The 17,213-nt window shown below is 59.2% G+C and carries 16 protein-coding genes; 10 read left to right on the top strand and 6 right to left on the bottom strand.

The window, feature by feature from the left end:
• Positions 1-8: 8 nt before the first annotated feature.
• Genes VI26_RS06155 through VI26_RS06130 form a run of 6 tightly spaced genes read right to left on the bottom strand, consistent with a single transcriptional unit; the run spans position 9 to position 6,229 of the window.
• Positions 9-1,064: an alpha-ketoacid dehydrogenase subunit beta gene (locus VI26_RS06155; protein ID WP_048408863.1), complete on the bottom strand. Its 1,056-nt coding sequence runs from the start codon at positions 1,062-1,064 to the stop codon at positions 9-11.
• Positions 1,061-2,029 carry a thiamine pyrophosphate-dependent dehydrogenase E1 component subunit alpha gene (locus VI26_RS06150; protein WP_048408862.1) on the bottom strand — a complete coding sequence of 323 codons (969 nt, stop codon included), beginning with the start codon at positions 2,027-2,029 and terminating at the stop codon, positions 1,061-1,063. The genes VI26_RS06155 and VI26_RS06150 overlap by 4 nt, the downstream gene beginning before the upstream one ends.
• 8 nt (positions 2,030-2,037) lie before the next feature.
• Complete coding sequence (locus VI26_RS06145; RefSeq protein WP_048408861.1) at positions 2,038-3,138, bottom strand: radical SAM protein; 1,101 nt, start codon at positions 3,136-3,138, stop codon at positions 2,038-2,040.
• Positions 3,139-3,151: 13 nt separating this feature from the next.
• Positions 3,152-4,669 carry a PfkB family carbohydrate kinase gene (locus tag VI26_RS06140; protein WP_048408860.1) on the bottom strand — a complete coding sequence of 506 codons (1,518 nt, stop codon included), beginning with the start codon at positions 4,667-4,669 and terminating at the stop codon, positions 3,152-3,154.
• 1 nt (position 4,670) lies between these two features.
• Positions 4,671-5,240, bottom strand: a complete 570-nt coding sequence (locus tag VI26_RS06135; protein WP_048408859.1) for an SIS domain-containing protein — start codon at positions 5,238-5,240, stop codon at positions 4,671-4,673.
• On the bottom strand, positions 5,237-6,229 hold the full coding sequence (locus VI26_RS06130) for an SDR family oxidoreductase (RefSeq protein ID WP_048408858.1): 993 nt from the start codon (positions 6,227-6,229) through the stop codon (positions 5,237-5,239). The genes VI26_RS06135 and VI26_RS06130 overlap by 4 nt, the downstream gene beginning before the upstream one ends.
• A gap of 320 nt (positions 6,230-6,549) precedes the next feature.
• On the opposite strand from VI26_RS06130, the gene VI26_RS06125 reads away from it, so the two are divergent.
• The 10 genes from VI26_RS06125 (at position 6,550) to VI26_RS06080 (ending at position 17,165) form a co-directional block, all read left to right on the top strand.
• Complete coding sequence (locus VI26_RS06125) at positions 6,550-10,443, top strand: glycosyltransferase (protein ID WP_231580962.1); 3,894 nt, start codon at positions 6,550-6,552, stop codon at positions 10,441-10,443.
• A gap of 248 nt (positions 10,444-10,691) precedes the next feature.
• The gene (locus VI26_RS06120) at positions 10,692-11,540 is read left to right on the top strand and encodes a flagellin (RefSeq protein ID WP_048408857.1); all 849 of its coding nucleotides are present in this window, start codon (positions 10,692-10,694) and stop codon (positions 11,538-11,540) included.
• Between the two features lie 190 nt (positions 11,541-11,730).
• Positions 11,731-12,579, top strand: a complete 849-nt coding sequence (locus VI26_RS06115; protein ID WP_048408856.1) for a flagellin — start codon at positions 11,731-11,733, stop codon at positions 12,577-12,579.
• 78 nt (positions 12,580-12,657) lie between these two features.
• Positions 12,658-13,086: a flagellar protein FlaG gene (locus VI26_RS06110; protein ID WP_048408855.1), complete on the top strand. Its 429-nt coding sequence runs from the start codon at positions 12,658-12,660 to the stop codon at positions 13,084-13,086.
• A gap of 40 nt (positions 13,087-13,126) precedes the next feature.
• Positions 13,127-14,497 (top strand): flagellar filament capping protein FliD, encoded by a 1,371-nt coding sequence (gene fliD / locus VI26_RS06105; protein WP_048408897.1) that lies wholly within the window; start codon positions 13,127-13,129, stop codon positions 14,495-14,497.
• A 102-nt stretch (positions 14,498-14,599) separates the two neighbouring features.
• Positions 14,600-15,010 (top strand): flagellar export chaperone FliS, encoded by a 411-nt coding sequence (gene fliS, locus VI26_RS06100; protein WP_048408854.1) that lies wholly within the window; start codon positions 14,600-14,602, stop codon positions 15,008-15,010.
• Positions 15,007-15,336, top strand: coding sequence for a hypothetical protein (locus VI26_RS06095; protein WP_156183759.1), 330 nt, complete (start codon positions 15,007-15,009; stop codon positions 15,334-15,336). Before fliS ends, VI26_RS06095 begins: the two co-directional genes overlap by 4 nt.
• 122 nt (positions 15,337-15,458) lie before the next feature.
• The gene (locus tag VI26_RS06090) at positions 15,459-15,812 is read left to right on the top strand and encodes a DUF2802 domain-containing protein (RefSeq protein ID WP_048408852.1); all 354 of its coding nucleotides are present in this window, start codon (positions 15,459-15,461) and stop codon (positions 15,810-15,812) included.
• A complete protein-coding gene (locus tag VI26_RS06085; protein ID WP_048408851.1) occupies positions 15,809-16,825 on the top strand; it encodes a flagellar hook-length control protein FliK in 1,017 nt (338 codons plus the stop codon). Before VI26_RS06090 ends, VI26_RS06085 begins: the two co-directional genes overlap by 4 nt.
• On the top strand, positions 16,806-17,165 hold the full coding sequence (locus VI26_RS06080) for an EscU/YscU/HrcU family type III secretion system export apparatus switch protein (protein ID WP_048408850.1): 360 nt from the start codon (positions 16,806-16,808) through the stop codon (positions 17,163-17,165). The genes VI26_RS06085 and VI26_RS06080 overlap by 20 nt, the downstream gene beginning before the upstream one ends.
• The last annotated feature ends 48 nt before the right edge of the window (positions 17,166-17,213 follow it).

Genomic DNA, 17,213 nt, shown 5'->3' with positions numbered 1-17,213 from the left:
GCAGTCTTTCAGAATGGCCCGGTGAACCAGTCCCCCGGTACATCGTGGTGGGGACGGGCGGGGGGGAGGGCATCCAGGGGAAGGGTTGCCAATCCCAACATGTCGCCGACGGCTGTGATGATGTCGGCTGCTTCTGTGTAAAACGCCTTGCTCAAGCCATAGCTGGTGGGTTCCGGGCAGTCCGGCGCGCAAAGCCGGCGCGGCGGGCAGCGGAACGACGACCAATGGCTGATGCTGAGCCGGGCGATGATTTCCCCGGCGACCGAGCCGGTGGTGGCGCCGGTGTCCAGCACCAGCAAGCGGCCAGTCTTGGCCAGCGAACGCTCCAGCGCGGGCATGTCCAGTGGCTTGATGCTGCGCAAGTCGATCAGATCGCAGTGCACGCCTGCCTGGGCCAAGGCTTGGCAGGCGTGGCGCGCTTCCGCCACCAGATAAGACATGGCGACGATGGTGATGGCATCGCCTTCCATTACGGTCTTGGCTTTGCCGATGGGAACGCGGACATCGCCTTTGGGTACTTCGTCGGTGGCCGGATGCACCCAGCGGTGCTCCAGAAAGACCACAGGGTCGTCGTCGAAGATCGCCGACAACAGCAGGCCTTTCGCATCGGCGGCGCTGGCTGGCATCACCACTTTCAAGCCCGGCACATGGGCGAACCAGGCTTGCAGGTTTTGCGAATGGGTGGGGCCTTGGCCCCAGCCGCGCCCTAGGATCAGCCGCAGCGTGAAGGGCACCCGGTGCTGCGCACCGAAGGTATAGCGCCATTTGGCCGCGTTGTTGACCAGTTGATCCATGGCCAGCAGGAAGAAGTCCAGCCGCTGGTGACACATCACCGGCCGCAGTCCGCCCAGAGCCGCGCCGACGCCGATGCCGGTCATCGCGTTTTCCGAGGTGGGCATGTCGAACACCCGCTGCGGGCCGAACTGCTGTTGCAGGCCGGCGGTGGTGCCGAAGATGGTTTTGGGGTCGTCTACGCCCAGGCCATAGCAGATGACCGCCGGGTCTTGCTCCATGGCCAGGCGCAGCGCCTGGTTGATGGCCTGGGCGGCGTTGATCGTGCTCATGCTCGCTCTCCCAGTGGCGTGGCGTAGATGTCGTCTTGCGCGCTGTCCGCGTCAGGAAACGGCGCGGCCTCGGCCTTGGCGAAGGCCGTATCTACGCGGGCGACGACGCGCGCCTCGCAGGCGGCCAGCCATTCGCGGCTGACGCCGGCGCGCTCGATCTGGCGCGGAATCGGGTCGCGCTCCTTCCAGACCTGCAATTCGCCCTCCGGCCGGTAGTTCAGGTGGTCGTCGTCAAACGCGCCGCAATGCTCAAGCCAGCGATAGGTCGGCATCTCGATGAAACAAGGGCCGGCGCCGTTGCGGATTGTCACAATGGCTTCGCATGCTGCGGCGTAGACGGCCTCCGCGTCATTGCCGTCCACGGTGATGGCGCGCAGGCCGATGGCTTCGGCGAAGCCCGCCAACGAACGGCCGGCGGGCTGGCGTTTGGACAGCGGGCTGTAGACTGAGTAAAGATTGTTCTCGCAGGCAAACAGCACCGGCAGCTTGCGCACGACGGCGAAGTTGGCGCTTTCAAAGAACACGCCTTCTTCCGTAGCGCCGTCGCCTAGAAAGACGCAGCTGATCTGGCGCGAGCCTTGCTGCTGCTGGGCCAGCGCCATGCCGACGCCAATGGGTATGCTGTTGCCGACGATGGCGGTGCTGGCCAGGAAGCCGGCTTGCGGGTCGGACAAATGCATAGAGCCGCCACGACCGCCGCAGCATCCGCTGGCCTTGCCGTACAGTTCGGCGATCATCGCGTCGAGGTCGCCGCCCTTGGCCAGGTAGTGGGCGTGGGCACGGTGGGTGCTGACCGCCTGATCCTGACGTTCCAGCGCCAGGCCGATGCCGGCTGCAGCGGCCTCCTGGCCTATGGACAGGTGAACCGGGCAGCGCATCCGTTGTTCCGGATAGCGGCGGGCAATGGCCTCTTCCGTGCGCCGGATGAGCAGCATGTTTTCCAATAATGCGTGAGCGGAGTTCATGGCGGCGCTCAGATGAAGTTGATGTGCGGCACCGACTGGTTCACCAGGCGGTCCAGATAGCGGTTGATTTCATCCATCCGGCAGTTGCGGCGGCAATCCTTGATGTCCAAGTGATTGCGGATGAAATGGAAGCTTTCCTTGCGGCGTTCACCCTCCCAGATTTCCTGGAAGCCGGCCTGGTTCAGGTTGCCGTATTCGAAGCGCTTGTCCAGCAAATAGGCGCTGCAGCCGTAGACGCTGCCGTCGGCCATCACATAGCCCCAGACAAAGGGGGTGGCATGACACTTCTGATAACGGGCTTCAGGCTTTTCCAGGTACTTCTGCATGGTGTGGCTGCGGAAGATCAACTGGAAATCGGGGCTGTTGAACGCCGCCAGTTCCTCTTCCATCGCCAGATAGGGATGGTAGTTGATGTCTTCGTACTGATGGGTCTCGCTGTACAGGTGCTGGGAGTAGGGCTTGATCACTAGGTAGTCGGCGCCGATTTCGTCGCGGCAGATGCGCGCCAGCTCCGGCATGTCCGCGGCGTTTTCCGGCAGCAGCACCGCTTGCACGCCTATGGTGCAGGCAATATTGTGCTGGCGCTTATAGGCGGCGGCGTATTTCAGATTGTCCACCACGCGCTGGAAGTCGCGCTCCCGGGTCTGATGCACTGCGGCGTAGGAGGCGGCGGTACCGGCGTTCAGCGAAACCTTGATCCAGGAGGTTTTGTCCAGTGAGCGTTCGACAAACTCGGTGTTCAGCAGCACGCCATTGGTGGTGAAGGACACATCGATGCCGGAGGCCTTGGTCAAGGCGACGATCTCGTTGATCTTCTTGTGTAGCAGCGGCTCGCCTTCGCCGGCGTACATGATGCTTTTCACGCCGAGCCGCCCCATTTCCGGCAGCCTTTGTTCCAGCATCGCGTAATCCAGCATCACCGACTTATAGCCGATGTAGTCCACCGCGCAGAAAGTGCAGCGATGGTTGCAGGCGCCTACCGGCGACAACTCCAGATAGATCGGGTAGATGTGTTTGGCTTTTTCCCAGTCGTCGCCGGATTCGATCAAGTCGGCGACGCGGCGCGGGTGGTAGACCAACTTGTGGCTGTCGATCAGAAAGGTGTCCATGAGCGTTGCTCCTTCACTTCAACAGCGTGGTCGCATACTTGGCGAACAGGACCGGGTCGATCGGCTCGCGGTTGCAGACGATTTGCACATCCAATGCCGCGGCGATGCTGCCGGCCAGCACAGCCATTTCGGACGAAGCGCCCGAGGCCATGCACAGGCCGGCCAGCGACAGGAAGGCGTCGCCAGCTCCGATGCGGTCCACCACATGGGAGGACAAGGCCGGAATGGGTACAGCACGGTCCTGATCCACGATCAGCGCGCCCTTGGCGCCGCGGGTGATGGCCATTGCCCGAGCGTCCAGCTGGGCGCGCAGGTCGGCGGCGACTTCTTCCAGCGGGGACTGGCGGTCATGGGTGGCCAGCCGCGCTTCCGGCTCGTTCAGGCACAGGAAGTCCGCCTTCGGATAACGGGTGATGATGTGGTAGCCGCGGTTGCCGCTGTTGATTTGGGTATTGATCGCGAGGAAGGCCGCGTGCTGGGAGATGCTGTGCGCCATCTTGCGGCTAATCAGGCCGTTGCCGAAGTCGGGCACGATTACGGCGTCGAAGGCGCCGGCGTGCAGGGCGATCCAGTCGCAGAAGGCCTGTTCAAGCACCTCGTCCTCTTGTTCCTCTCCGCCGAAATAAATTTCGAACAGGCGTTGCAGGTCCTGATCGACGAAGCGGCGCTTGATCAGCGTCGGAGCGCTCTTGAAAAAGCGGTGCTCAAGCTGGACATTGGCCTTTAATTTACTGCTGACGTATTCCAGCGAGTCGTCGTGCTGGCCCAGTGCGGTCAGCAAAGTGACGTTGGCGGCGAAGCCGGCGATGTGGTTGGCTACCGCGATGGCGCCACCGGCGAAGCGTTCTTCGCTTTGATAGCGTACCGCCAGCGAGGTGCCCTTACCGGTTTGGCCCAGCGTATGGACGTAATGGTATTCGTCGATGATGGCGTCGCCAATGACCAGCACCTTCATCTTCGCCAACGCGCGGACATGAGCGAGGAAATCCTCCAGTGGGCAGCTTTTCTTGAAGCTCTCCAGAAACAGGCGGGTGTCTTGCGGCAGAACGTCGAAATGATCGTTCAACAACTTGGTGGAGCTGAAGGTGATCTCGTCGGTGAAATACACTTCGCCGCCGTGCTGGCGCACCGCCGCTGCCTCGCGCGCGATGTTGCCGCTGGGGTCCTGGCTGGCATCGGCGTAATCGCTGCCTTTGACATAGAGGTGGGGTTGGATGTGATCGATGGCGTTGATCGCGGTTTCGGCGTCGCTGATTGCCAGATAGTCGACACAGGCGAGCGCAGCCAGGTTTTCGGCACGCAATAGCTCAGTGAATACGGGACGCCCCGGCCCCTTGCGCACGAAGGCGTCAGAAGTGACGGTGACCACCAGCATGTCGCCCAGAGAGCGAGCGTGCTGCAGATGTTTGATATGTCCTGCGTGCATCAGGTCGAAAGTGCCATGGCAATGGATCACTTTGCGGCCAGCCTTCCTGGCTTGTTGCGTCAGTTCGCCCAGCGCGTCCAGGGTTTTGATTTTTTCCATGCTCATGCTATTTCCCTGCCAACGCGTCCGACAGATAGTGAAGAACCAACTGATGTCCGACTTCAACCTCGCCGTAATCGTCCGATGGTAGCCAGATATTGACATGGCCGGCGCCGCGCAAAGGATTGTCCGGCGCAAAGCCGGACAGGGTGATGACCTCGGCCGAACGGGTGCTGGCGGTTTCAATCGCAGCCAGAATATTGGCTGAGCGGCCGGAACTGCTAACGGCGATCAGAATATCACCGCTTCTGAGGTAGCGTTCCAGCAATTCGGCGTAGGCGCGCGCATAGCCGTAGTCGTTGCTCATGCAAGTCATCAGCGCCGGTTCGTGCAGCACATGGGCGCGCAGCCGCGCCTTGTTGACCAGGTCGTTTTGCACATGGGCGACCAGCGCGGCGCTGCCGCCGTTGCCTATCAGGTAAACCGCACGGTCCTCTGCTCCGGCCCGGCGCAGCAGTGCTAGCGCATGGCGCAGCCCCGGCTCGGCGGCCAACTCCTGTCCCGCCGCAGTGACGCGTAGGCTGGATAGCACTTGTTGGAAACGGGCAAGCGCCGCTGCGAAGCTATCGGTGATCATGATGCCTGCCCCAGATGAGTGAACCAGCTGCGGGTGGCGGTATCGATGCTGTTTGGGGTCCACACCGGTGCATCAGCCCAGTCCTGGATGCAAGAACGCATGATGGCCACGCCCTGTTCGAAACTGACCTTAGGACGCCAGTTCAAGCGCTCGCGGATGAGGCGGGTGTCTGCGAAGGTGCAGTCAGGCTCCCCGGGGCGCTTGGGAATGTAAGTTCGTTCACCACCCAACAGTTCAACCAGATAGTTGACGCTGTAGTGGTTGCCGCTGCCCACATTCAGCGCTTCGCCGCTGAGCGCAGAGGCCGCGGCGGTGACGAAGGCATTGGCGACATCGGTGACGAAAGTGAAGTCGCGGGTTTGGCTGCCGTCGCCGACTATGGTCAGCGGCAGGCCTTTGAGCTTTTGAGCCAGGAAGACGCCGAATACCGCGCCGTAAGCGCCATTGGTGCGAGAGCGCGGGCCGTAGACATTGAACAGGCGCAGCGACAGCGTGGGCAATTGGTAGACGCGAGCCCAGTGCAGCACCAGTTCTTCGCCCATCGCCTTGGTCAGCGCATACGGATACTCTGGCTTGATCGGCGTGTCTTCGGGTGTCGGATAAATGTCGGGAATGCCATAGCTGGATGAGGAAGCGGCGTACACCAGCTTTTTGACGCCATGTTGTTTGGCCGCTTGCAGCACGTTCAGCGTGCCGCTGACGTTGACGTCGAAGTAGTCTTCCGGCTGTTCGATGGAAGGTACGATGTCGGAGCGCCCGGCCAGGTGGATGACCCAGTCGACGCCGGCGAAATACGGCTTTATGGTTTCGCGCTCGCGAATGTCGGCGCGCACGAAACGGAAATGGGGATGCGAGGCAAAAGCAGATAAATTGCGTTCGTTGCCGGTGGACAGGTCATCCAGCGCAATGACCTGATGGCCTTCATTCAATAGCAGATCGCAGACATGGCTGCCGATGAAGCCGGCGGCTCCAGTTACCAAGACTTGCATGGAGGATTCCTTGTGATGCCAATGTGTGCGGGCTAGCATTTTATCGTCTGGTATACGCTTAACTTGAGTGGCCGTAGGCTATAGAAAGGGGGGCATTGCCGCAAGGCTACTAATGGCCTTTAGCCCGTGGAGCCTGGCCGGAAGCGTTAAAGGGAGGTCGATATGGTGGCAATGCCTTGCTGCTTGCGGCATGATCCGGGCGAAGGAAAATAAGTAAATAGTCGCCATGCTCTTGCCGTTGGCTGAGGGAAGGCGACAGAATTCGATTGCCGGGCACTCTATCCGTTGTCATTCCATGTTTAAAGAAAAGAGATTAGAAAATGAGTGAAAACAAGCTGCAGCATCGTCTTCTAGACATCATAGGCAAGAAACCAAGGATAGGCGTGCTGACGCGGGATGGCCTGGATGCCGCCTGCTTTCGCCTCCGCCTTGGCGATATGCTGAATATGCTGGCGCCTGTTTTCGATACTTGCTTCTACAGCAATTCGGCGCAATTGATGCCGAATGGCGAATTTCCGTATGAGTCCGAACAGGCCTACGTGGACGCGATGGACGCTTTTGTCGTGCAGCGGGCTTTCCCCTCCAAGGGATGGAAGCCCTTGCTGCAAATGATCATCGACTCGGGCAAGCCTATCATTTACGAAGTGGATGACTGGCTGATCGGCATGCCGGAAAGCCACCCGATGCACGATATGTTTCATGAGCTGTTCCCGGTCATTGAATGGCTGATGCCGTTTTGCGCACTCATCATCACCACGACGGATACTCTGGCCGAGAAGCTGAGGCGTTACAACGCCAATGTCTCCGTGGTGCCCAACTGCGTGGCTTCCGCGCGGCTGGTGGAGCCGCTGGTCGATCTGGACGATGAACATGTGCTGACCATAGGCTTTGCCGGTACCGAAACGCATAAGAAGGACATGGAGGTGCTGTCGGCGGCCTTGTATCGCATCTACCAGGATTACGCTGGCCAGGTCCGCTTCGTGTTCTGGGGTGATGTGCCCCAATCCTTGCTCGGTTTGAAAGGCGTGCGCCGGGTTTCGAGCTTTTTGCCCTATCAGCAATACCTGACCGAACTGGCCGAACTGCGTTTGGATATTGCGCTGGCTCCATTGAAAGCGTCCGAATTCAATAATGGCAAGTCCGATCTGAAGTGGCTCGAATACTCGCTGGTGGGAGCCGCGTCGGTGGTGTCGGATGTGCCGCCCTATGCCTGGTTGAAGGGAACCGGCCTTGCTCTGTTGACTGACAATAGCGAGGATGGCTGGTTTGACGCCATCGCAGGGCTGATCGACAACCCGGACTTGCGCAAACGCCAAGCCAGGATGGCTAGGGAGTACGCACTGAACAATCGGCTGCTGGAGCAGGTCATGCCGGGGGTCTTCTCCCTGTGGAACAGCGTGCTGCCACCCTTGCTGCGCAAACCGATGCCTGAGGCCTGGGGCGAGGTCGAGATGAAGCCTTTGACCGGCGGCGATGCGGCTGAGGCGCGGAAGTATCAATTGTGGTGGCGCAACCATAATTTCCGCGAGATCCATGCGGAGCAGTTGGCAGAGCGCATGATGAAAGAATGGTCATCGCGTCCCAAATTCAATCTGCTGTGCCTGGCTCCGCAGACGGAACTGGTACGCTTGGCGGCGAGCTTTCAGGGCATGGAGAGCCAGTTGTACCCGCATTGGCGTTTGATCGTGCTGTCGGATGCGCCAGTGCCTGATCCGGTATTTGACAGTAGTGATCAACTGGGGTGGTTGCAGTTGGACAGCCTGGAGGATTATGAGACCGTGGCGGCGGCCGTGAATGGAGTCGTTGCCGATGTTCCCGCTGATTGGACTCTGTTGCTGCCAGCGGGCTTCCATTTGCAGCCACAGGCTTTGCTGCGATTGGGCGAGGCGATCGATACCCATCCGGAGTGGCTGGCTATCTATACCGATCACGATGTGATCTCACCGATGCGTGAGCGTTTCCTGCCGTCCTTCTTGCCGGATTTTTCACCGGATTACCTGCGCTCCATGGACTACGTCGGCAGCGCGGTCGCTTTCTCTTCCGCGGCCTTGGCCAAGATCGGCGGCTTCCAGGCCTTCCCCAATGCCTATCATTATGACGTGTTGCTGCGGCTGCTCGCCTTGGAGGGCGCGCAGAGCATTGGTCATCTGGATGATGTGTTGATTTCCCTGCCTTGGAGCAGTCGCGATATCGAGCCTTTGGGCCAGGCGGCAAGGCTGGTCGCCTTGCAGAACCACGCCGCAGGGCTGATTCCGGAGGCGGAGGTCAGCGAGGGGATGGCTCCAGGCACTTTCCATTTCAATTACCGAGTGGCGGGACAGCCGCTGGTGTCGGTCATCGTGCCGACTCGCGACAAGCTGGAGTATTTGGAGCCATGTGTTGACAGCCTGTTCGAAAAGACCGGCTATCCCCATTTCGAACTGCTGATCGTAGATAATCGCTCCGAGCAGCCCGAAACGGAAGAGTACTACCAACTACTGCAGCAACGTTTCCCCGGGCGGGTGAAAGTGCTGCGCTACGATGCTCCCTTCAATTTCTCGGCCCAGTGCAATCTGGCCGCTCAGCATGCCGCGGGCGAGTTTCTGCTGTTGCTGAACAATGATACCGAGATTATTTTTGCCAGCTGGCTGGAGCGTATGGTGGCGACGGCCCAGCAGCCTGGAGTCGGAGCGGTGGGCGCGCGCCTGATCTATCCCGAAATCGGCAAGATCCAACATGCGGGCATTGTGCTGGGCCTGCCTGGACGAATGTACGCGATTGCCGATCACGTGTTCGAAGGCCAGGATCTGACTGAACCTGGTTATCTCAACCGGGTGGTGACCATGCAGAACTATTCCGCGGTCACCGGGGCCTGCCTGCTGCTGAGCAAGGAGGTCTATCTCCAGCTTGGCGGCATGGACGAGGAAGATTTCAAAGTATGTTTTAACGATGTGGATTTGTGTCTGAAGGCGCAGGCTGCCGGCCTGCGCAATGTCTACAATCCCTTTGTGACCTTATATCACCACCATGCCAAAAGCATTGGTAGGGCAACCGTGGACCCTATCGTGGCACTGGAGGCGGCGGTTAGGGAGCGAAACGAACTGAAGGCCGCATTGCGGCGTTGGCTGCCTAGCGCGGCCACGGATCCGGGATTCAACCGCCACTTGTCTTTAAGCGGCCGAAAGATGGAGCTTGAAACACACAAGGTGGTGTCCTGGGATACGCAAGTGCTTGGTCGCAAGCGAGTATTGGGCTTGCCGGTGCCGGGGGGGAGCGGTGAATACCGTCTAAGCCAGCCCTTGTCCGTGTTGCAAGAGCAAGGCAAGCTGGATGGCGAAATCCATCAACCGTCGCATGGATTGCTATCGTTGGTCGAAATGGCGCGGCATGCGCCGGATACCTTTTTGTTGCATACCGGCATCAATGATGCGATTCAGGATGCCTTGGGTGCTTATCGGGAGTTCATGCCGGAAATACGGGTGGTGTTCGGCATCGATGATCTGATTGGAGGCACGCCGGAAAAGAGCAATCTGTACGACCACTGGAAGCGTTTGTACCCGGATGCCAAACAACGCTTACGCAAGGTTCTGCGCCTATGCGATGCCCTGGTGGTGTCGACCGAGCCGCTGGAACAGTTTACCCGCGACATGATAGATCAGCGCATTGTGATCCCTAACCGTCTGCGCAAGAGCATATGGGGTGATTTGCGTGCTCAGCGCCGGGTCGGTCGCAAACCAAGAGTAGGTTGGGTAGGCGCCTCCCAGCATCGCGGTGATCTGGAGTTGTTGTTTGAAGTGATCAAGCAGACCGCAGATGAAGTGGATTGGGTGTTCATGGGCATGTGCCTGCCGCAATTCCGCCCCTATGTTGCTGAGGTCCACCATTCGGTGCCATTCGCCGAGTATCCGGAAGCCGTGGCCAAGCTGGATCTGGACCTGGCGGTTGCGCCGCTGGAGATTCATGCCTTCAATGAGGCCAAAAGCAATTTGCGCCTGCTGGAATATGGCGCGATGGCATGGCCGGTGGTATGCACGGATATCTTCCCCTACCAGACCAATGACGCGCCGGTATGTCGGGTGCCTAATGAAGTGGGGGTTTGGGTAGAGGCGATCCGCAGTCGCGTTCATGATCTGGATGCCGCTGAGCGCGAGGGCGATCAACTGCGCGCCTGGGTGGAGCGTCATTACTGGCTGGAGGACCATCATGACGATTGGTTCCGGGTTCTGAGCGGCTAAGGCTGCTGGAGCCGCCAGATGCTTGCGGTTCCACGCAGGCCTCCTGCGCTGGCCAACTGAATCATAAGGCTATGTTGGACAGGCTCTTCGGAGCCTGTTTGCGTTTGGGTCTGGCGGTGAGGCTAATCGATATGGTTTGGTAAAAATGCCATTTTGGTCAAGTTTATTAACCTTTAGACGATCTAGTAAGCATGCTGCGCAAATCACGGAGTTCCGCTTGACGCAGTCTTGATCTCTAGGGGAATAACATGGCCATTACCGTAAATACCAATATTGCGTCGCTGAACGCGCAGCGCAACCTCAGCAACTCCAATAGCTCCTTGCAAGTTTCGCTGCAGCGCCTGTCTTCCGGCCTGCGCGTGAACAGCGCCAAGGACGATGCAGCCGGTCTGGCCATTTCCCAGACCCTGACCTCCGCCATCCGCGGCAACAACCAGGCGATCAAGAATGCCAACGACGGCATCTCCGTAGGTCAGACCGCTGAAGGCGCGCTGGGCCAGATCGCCAACAATATGCAACGTATCCGCGAAATCGCGGTACAGGCTGCCAACGGCTCGGTCAGCAATACCAACCGTTCGCAGCTGCAAAGCGAAGTGGATCAGCTGACCCAGGAAATTTCGCGTATCGTTCAGACCACTCAGTTCAACGGCACCAGCCTGTTGTCCGGTGGCTCGGTGCTGACCTTCCAGGTGGGCTCGTCCGGTGCGGCCACTAACCAAGTGTCGATCTCGTCCACTGACCTGACTTCCGCGGGCACCCTGAATGCGTACAACTCCAGCTTGACCAATACCGGCACCATCAATGTGACGACTCAAGGCGGTGCTTCCGGTGCCCTGTCTTCGCTGGATGCCGACATTGCCGCGATCTCGAATATCCGCTCGACCTTCGGCGCGGTGCAGAACCGTTTTGATGCCGTGGTTTCGAACCTGCAGAACTATACTGAGAACCTGACTGCGGCAAACAGCCGCATCATCGACGTGGACTTCGCCGCGGAAACGGCCAACCTGACCAAGAACCAGATTCTGCAACAGGCCGGCACTTCGATTCTGAAGAACGCCAACTCGCTGCCTCAGTCCGCTCTGACGCTGCTGCAGTAAGTTGAGGACGCAAGGTAGGGTGTCTGTTTGCTCGGGCATCCTGCTTTGCGGAGTTTCAGGCCAGATACGGAAGTACCGAGAAGGTAGTGATGCGGTAAAATTCACATTGCAGCTATAAAGTTTATTGTGACCCTGACGATATGGTGAATAAGCAAGTCGCTTTGCCCAACTGGACATCAGGAGAATCACCATGGCTATTACCGTCAACACCAACATTGCTTCGCTGAATGCGCAGCGTAATCTCGGCAACTCCAACAATGCATTGCAGATTTCCCTGCAACGCCTGTCTTCCGGCCTGCGCGTCAACAGCGCCAAGGACGACGCCGCTGGCCTGGCTATTTCCCAGACCCTGACTGCCGCCATCCGCGGTAACAACCAATCTATCAAGAACGCCAACGACGGTATCTCCGTCGGGCAAACCGCTGAAGGCGCACTGGGGCAGATTGCCAACAACCTGCAGCGTATTCGCGAAATCGCGGTACAAGCGTCCAACGGCTCGGTGAGCAATACCAACCGTTCGCAGCTGCAAAGCGAAGTGGACCAACTGACCCAGGAAATTTCGCGTATCGTGCAAACCACGCAGTTCAACGGCACCAGCCTGTTGTCCGGTGGTTCGGTACTGACCTTCCAGGTGGGGTCGTCCGGCGCAGCCAACAACCAAGTTTCCATTTCGTCCACGGACTTGACCTCCGCGGGTACCTTGAACACCTACAACTCGAGTCTGACCAATACGGGTACCGTGAGCGTGACAACGCAGTCCAACGCTTCGGGCGCGCTGTCATCGCTGGATGCCGACATTGCTTCGATCTCGAACATCCGTTCGACCTTCGGTGCGGTACAGAACCGTTTCGACGCGGTGGTGGCCAACCTGCAGAACTATGTGGAAAACCTGACCGCAGCCAACAGCCGTATCGTGGATGTGGACTTCGCGGCGGAAACTGCTACCCTGACCAAGAACCAGATTCTGCAACAGGCAGGCACTTCGATTCTGAAGAACGCCAACTCGCTGCCGCAGTCGGCACTGACCCTGCTGCAATAAGTTCTAGAATGATGGTATGAGCCAGCGGCAGCTCCGGTTGGTTGGGCAACCGGAGCTGCGCGCGTCAGGAGAGTTGCCATGCAAATACCTTCTTTACAATCGCTGCCGATTGCCAACGCGGGTGCATCCGCTCCGCGGCAGCAAACGGTGGAGCTGGCGCAAAGCGGGCAGGGAGCCGATAAGGCCGCTGCCTCTTTGCCGGACAATGCCCAGGCGGTTGCCGCGGCTGGTCAAGCGCAGCAGCAGCAAGCGCAGAATACCGCAGCCAAGCAAAAGCCATCGGTTACCGAGCAGCTGCAGTCCTCGCTGAAGCAACTAAACAGCGTGGCCTCGCTGTACAATAACCAGCTGGAGTTCTCGGTGGACAAGGACACGGATCTTCAGGTGGTGAAAGTTGTGGATAAGGAAACTCAGAAGGTCATCCGGCAGATACCTTCCGAGGACGCGATCCGGATCGCCAAGGCGATTGGCGATTTCAAAGGCATGCTGCTGAAGGACAAGGCCTGAGTCCCAGGAGCGGCTCAAAAATTTATAAGGGGTGATGAATATGGCAGGGATAACTACATCAGTCGGCACGATCGACGTTCAAACAATCGTAAGCCAGTTGATGGCGATCGATTCCCGGCCATTGCTCGCCAGCCAGAAGAAACTGGAGGGCTATAACACCCAGCTGAGCGACCTCGGCAAGATCGGTTCCGCGTTGTCCGCGCTGCAAAGCTCGATCACCAGCTTGTCTTCCGGGTCGTTTCTGCAAGCATTCAAAGTGTCCGCCAGTGATAGTTCGGTGGCTGGGGTCAGTACCACTTCCGGCGGGGTTAGCGGTACTTATGTCGTTAATGTGTCCAAGCTGGCCACTTCGCGCCAACTAGTGTTTGATCAGGTTGGCAGTACTAAGATCACAGATGCCCAGGCGGACATTCCCAGTGCGCCGGACGAACTGAAATTCACCGTCAATGGCAAGGAACAGACGGTCAAGCTGCGTGACAAGCCGGGCGACAAGGTTACTCTGCAGTCCATTTCCGACAAGATCAATGCCGAAGGCATGGGTGTCAACGCGTCGGTGGTCAAGAATAACGGCAACTTCAAGCTAGTCCTGGCTTCGACCTCTTCCGGCACCGACAACGCCTTCGCCATTACCGGCGCCGGCAGCACGGATACGGGCAAGGTTGATGGTAATGTCATGGGCGGGCTGTCGCAAAGCGCGGATGCCGCCAGCGAGTCTAAGCTGGCCGCCAATGCGGAGCTGACCGTCAACGGCGTCAAAGTGACTTCCGGCAGTAACAAAGTCAGTGGCGCGATTCCAGGGGTGGACCTGGATCTGTACAAGGAAAACGCCAACACCACGGTGACCCTGAATCAGGACTCGGCGGGTATCAGCAAGAACTTGCAGAGCTTCGTCGATGCCTACAACCAGGTGCTTAGCTCCATCAAGGACGCCCGTACCGGCAGCATGAAGGGCAATGCCTCGGTTCTATCCATTCAGCAGCAGCTGCAGAGCGTGCTGACCAAATCCATTCCCGGTGTCGACCCGGTCAATTCCTTCGCGTATCTGTCCCAGGTTGGCATCGCGATTCAGAAAGATGGCACCATTAAGCTGGACTCGACCAAATTCAACGATGCCTTGAAGAAAGACCCGACCGCGGTCAAGAATTTGTTCGGCAACAGCAGCAATAACGGTATTGCCCAGTTGCTGAACAAGGAAATCAACAGCATGTTGGGGCCGTCGGGCGTGGTGGAAAGCAGCAAGACCTCGATCAATTCGCGCATCACTACCGAGAAGGCTTCGCAAGATTCGCTCACCGCCCGGCTGACCGCGCGGCAAAAGCAGTATATTCAGCAATATACTGCGTTGAATTCGACGCTGAGCAAGATGGCAGCCAGTACCAATAATTTGAGCGGTTTGATGTCTCAGGTATAAGCTTTAGTCGTCCAGTCATGATTTTTAGCCGAGAGCCGGTGCGAATAGAACGAAAGCGTGCCGGGCCGGCCAGCGGGTGCTTACAAAATGCTGAATTCCAGAATGTTGAAGCAGTTCAACAAGGCCTATGAAAACGATGCCTTGAAGGCTGCGGTATACGGCGCCAGCCCCATCGGGATCGTGGTGATGCTGTACGAGGGCGCAATCAAGGCGATCATGACCGCCAGCATTGCGATCGAAGCGCAGCGTTTCGATGAAAAGGCGCGCATGATCTCGAAGGCGATGGACATCATAGAAGGTTTACGCATCGCGCTGGATGTCGAAGCTGGCAGCGAGGCGGCGGTCAATCTGAACGAGTTGTATCTCTATATGAAAAACCGTTTGGGCCAAGCCAGCCTCAAGAACGATCAAGTGATTCTTGCGGAAGTGCGCGGCCTGCTGGAAACCATACTTCCGGCTTGGCAGCAGGTCGATCGCAGTCAGCCGGCCGCGAGCGCGGTGGCGGGTGCATGACGGCTGCGACGCGAGTTGCCGCGCTGGCCCCGCTGATGGCGGAGTTGGATGCCTTGACATCCGAGCTCGCCGCGGTGGTAACGGCCAAGGATTACGAGCGCTTCAGCGTGTTGCAGGCGCAGCAGGAGAAGCTGATGACGCGTCTGCTGGCCGCGCTGAATAAGGATGCCTTGGCGGCCTTGGATGAGCCGCAGCGCGCAGGCTTGCGCGAGTTGGTTCAGCGCCGCGAGGCGATCCAGGCCGAACTCGCGCAGTGGAGCGAGGATGTTCGCGCCGAACTGGTGCTGATCAACCAGAATTCTCGGGTGCTGAAACACTATCGTTGAGCGCAAGTCGCCGCGGCGGCCCCGCTGGGGCGAGGCTGGTTCTATGGCGGGTTTGCCTTGGGTTGTTGGAGGTTTCGCCATAAAATTAAGTCACGGCGGAAACTCTTCCATGGGGAACCAAGATGTCCGGCACCTTCTTCCCATACCTGATGGTTGTGCTGTGGCTGATGCTGGCCATGGCGCTGGCCTATGTCTATTGGCGCGTGCTGCGCTTGGAAAGCAAGCGCGATAGCTTGACCACCATGTATCTGGATCAGCAGCAGCAGCAGATCAGCGCCTTGCAGCGCGATATGTCGCGCCTGCTGTCGCGCGTGGATCAGCAAGCGCACAGCGATGTCGGGCTCAGCCCCTATAATCAGGCGATCGAGATGATACGCCAGGGGCTAACGGCTTCCGAAGTGGCGTCCCGCTGCGGCATTTCCCGCAGCGAGGCCGAGTTGATTGTTTCCCTGTACCGGAATAGCCCTACCTCATGATCCCGTCGATCAATACCGGCGTCTTGCCGGCTCAGCAGATCAACTCCTCGCAGCTATTGGGCGAGGGCGCCAAACTGCTGCTGGAAACGGCGACGCTGCCCAGTCGTCTGCCGACGCTGCTGTTGGGCGAGCAGGTCACCGCGCGCGTGGCGGATAGGCTCGATAACAATCAACTGGCGGTATTGATCAAGAATTCGCTGTTCACGCTGAATCTGCCTCAAGGGGTGACGGTGAGCGGCGACACGCTGCAATTGAAAGTGGCGTCCTTGCAGCCGGCGCTGACCTTTCTATTGCAGGATGGCAGCAAGGAGAGCGCGGAGCAGACCAAGGGCAGTTCGGTGCAAGTGGCTTTGAGCCCGGCCTCCAAATATCTGACTCATCTGTTGTCCACCCAGACCAGCGACACCGGCAAGCCGGTGCTGGTCAATGCCGCGCAGCAGCCGCCGCCCAAGGTGGCGGAGGATTTGCAGCACGGGGTGGCCAAGAGCGGCCTGTTTTACGAATCCCATCTGAAGGACTTTGCCGACGGCCGCACCAGCCTGGCCGAAATCAAGCAGGAGCCTCAAGCCAAGATGAGCCAGGCGCTGGCCGCGTCTTCCGATCACGGCGCGGTCAACGCCAGACCTCAGATGCAGGAATTGGGCAATCTGGTGCAGCGCCAGCTCAACGGCCTGGAAAACCAGCAGCTGCAGTTCCAGGGCATGGCCTGGCCCGGCCAGCCAATGCAGATGGTGATAGAGCAGGAAAAGTCCGAAGCCGACCGCGAGGGCAATGGCCAGGAAGAGATGCAGGCCTGGTCCACCAATTTGTCGTTGCATCTGCCGGCGCTGGGGGGCATGGCGGCGCGTATCCGCCTGGTGGGACAGGCGGTGCAGGTGTCGTTTGCCGCCGAAGACGCCCAAGCAGGACAGTTGATCACTCAGAATGCCAGCCGGCTGGAATCCGGGCTGGCTTCGGCTGGGCTGGCGCTGGCCAGCCTGGTGGTGAAGGACGATGGCGCGGCCGCCGAGTGAGGACAAGCGCCGCTCGGCGGTGGCGCTGTCATACCAGGATGGCCAGCGCTCGCCGCGGGTAGTGGCCAAGGGCTATGGAGAACTGGCCGAGCGCATCATAGACCGGGCGCGCGAGGCCGGGGTGTTCGTGCACGATTCGCCGGAACTGGTGTCGCTGCTGATGCAGGTGGACCTGGACAAGAACATCCCGCCCGAGCTCTACCGCGCGGTGGCCGAGGTGCTGGCCTTCGTCTATTTCCTGGAGCACCACGCCTCGGGCAAGGACTATGAGTTCGAAGCCTGGTTGGGCGGCCGCAAGCCCGCGCCTCTACCGGAGTCCGAGTCCGGACCTACGCCCTAAGCGTCTATTCAAAGTCTGCTGCGCTTTGTTCCATGGCCTTGGCAGCCT

Origin of the sequence: Chromobacterium sp. LK1 (genome assembly GCF_001043555.1) — a bacterium.
Taxonomy (GTDB): Bacteria; Pseudomonadota; Gammaproteobacteria; order Burkholderiales; family Chromobacteriaceae; genus Chromobacterium; species Chromobacterium aquaticum.
This window is presented reverse-complemented; position numbering and strand designations above follow the sequence as displayed.

Excerpts from the sequence above, each read along its gene's own strand:
- VI26_RS06135 (WP_048408859.1), bottom strand. The coding sequence starts at position 5,240 with ATGATCACCGATAGCTTCGCAGCGGCGCTTGCCCGTTTCCAACAAGTG.
- VI26_RS06150 (WP_048408862.1), bottom strand. The coding sequence starts at position 2,029 with ATGAACTCCGCTCACGCATTATTGGAAAACATGCTGCTCATCCGGCGC.
- VI26_RS06110 (WP_048408855.1), top strand. The coding sequence starts at position 12,658 with ATGCAAATACCTTCTTTACAATCGCTGCCGATTGCCAACGCGGGTGCA.
- VI26_RS06145 (WP_048408861.1), bottom strand. The coding sequence starts at position 3,138 with ATGGACACCTTTCTGATCGACAGCCACAAGTTGGTCTACCACCCGCGC.
- VI26_RS06155 (WP_048408863.1), bottom strand. The coding sequence starts at position 1,064 with ATGAGCACGATCAACGCCGCCCAGGCCATCAACCAGGCGCTGCGCCTG.
- VI26_RS06130 (WP_048408858.1), bottom strand. The coding sequence starts at position 6,229 with ATGCAAGTCTTGGTAACTGGAGCCGCCGGCTTCATCGGCAGCCATGTC.
- fliS (WP_048408854.1), top strand. The coding sequence starts at position 14,600 with ATGTTGAAGCAGTTCAACAAGGCCTATGAAAACGATGCCTTGAAGGCT.
- VI26_RS06140 (WP_048408860.1), bottom strand. The coding sequence starts at position 4,669 with ATGAGCATGGAAAAAATCAAAACCCTGGACGCGCTGGGCGAACTGACG.
- VI26_RS06085 (WP_048408851.1), top strand. The coding sequence starts at position 15,809 with ATGATCCCGTCGATCAATACCGGCGTCTTGCCGGCTCAGCAGATCAAC.
- VI26_RS06120 (WP_048408857.1), top strand. The coding sequence starts at position 10,692 with ATGGCCATTACCGTAAATACCAATATTGCGTCGCTGAACGCGCAGCGC.
- VI26_RS06125 (WP_231580962.1), top strand. The coding sequence starts at position 6,550 with ATGAGTGAAAACAAGCTGCAGCATCGTCTTCTAGACATCATAGGCAAG.
- fliD (WP_048408897.1), top strand. The coding sequence starts at position 13,127 with ATGGCAGGGATAACTACATCAGTCGGCACGATCGACGTTCAAACAATC.
- VI26_RS06095 (WP_156183759.1), top strand. The coding sequence starts at position 15,007 with ATGACGGCTGCGACGCGAGTTGCCGCGCTGGCCCCGCTGATGGCGGAG.
- VI26_RS06090 (WP_048408852.1), top strand. The coding sequence starts at position 15,459 with ATGTCCGGCACCTTCTTCCCATACCTGATGGTTGTGCTGTGGCTGATG.
- VI26_RS06115 (WP_048408856.1), top strand. The coding sequence starts at position 11,731 with ATGGCTATTACCGTCAACACCAACATTGCTTCGCTGAATGCGCAGCGT.
- VI26_RS06080 (WP_048408850.1), top strand. The coding sequence starts at position 16,806 with ATGGCGCGGCCGCCGAGTGAGGACAAGCGCCGCTCGGCGGTGGCGCTG.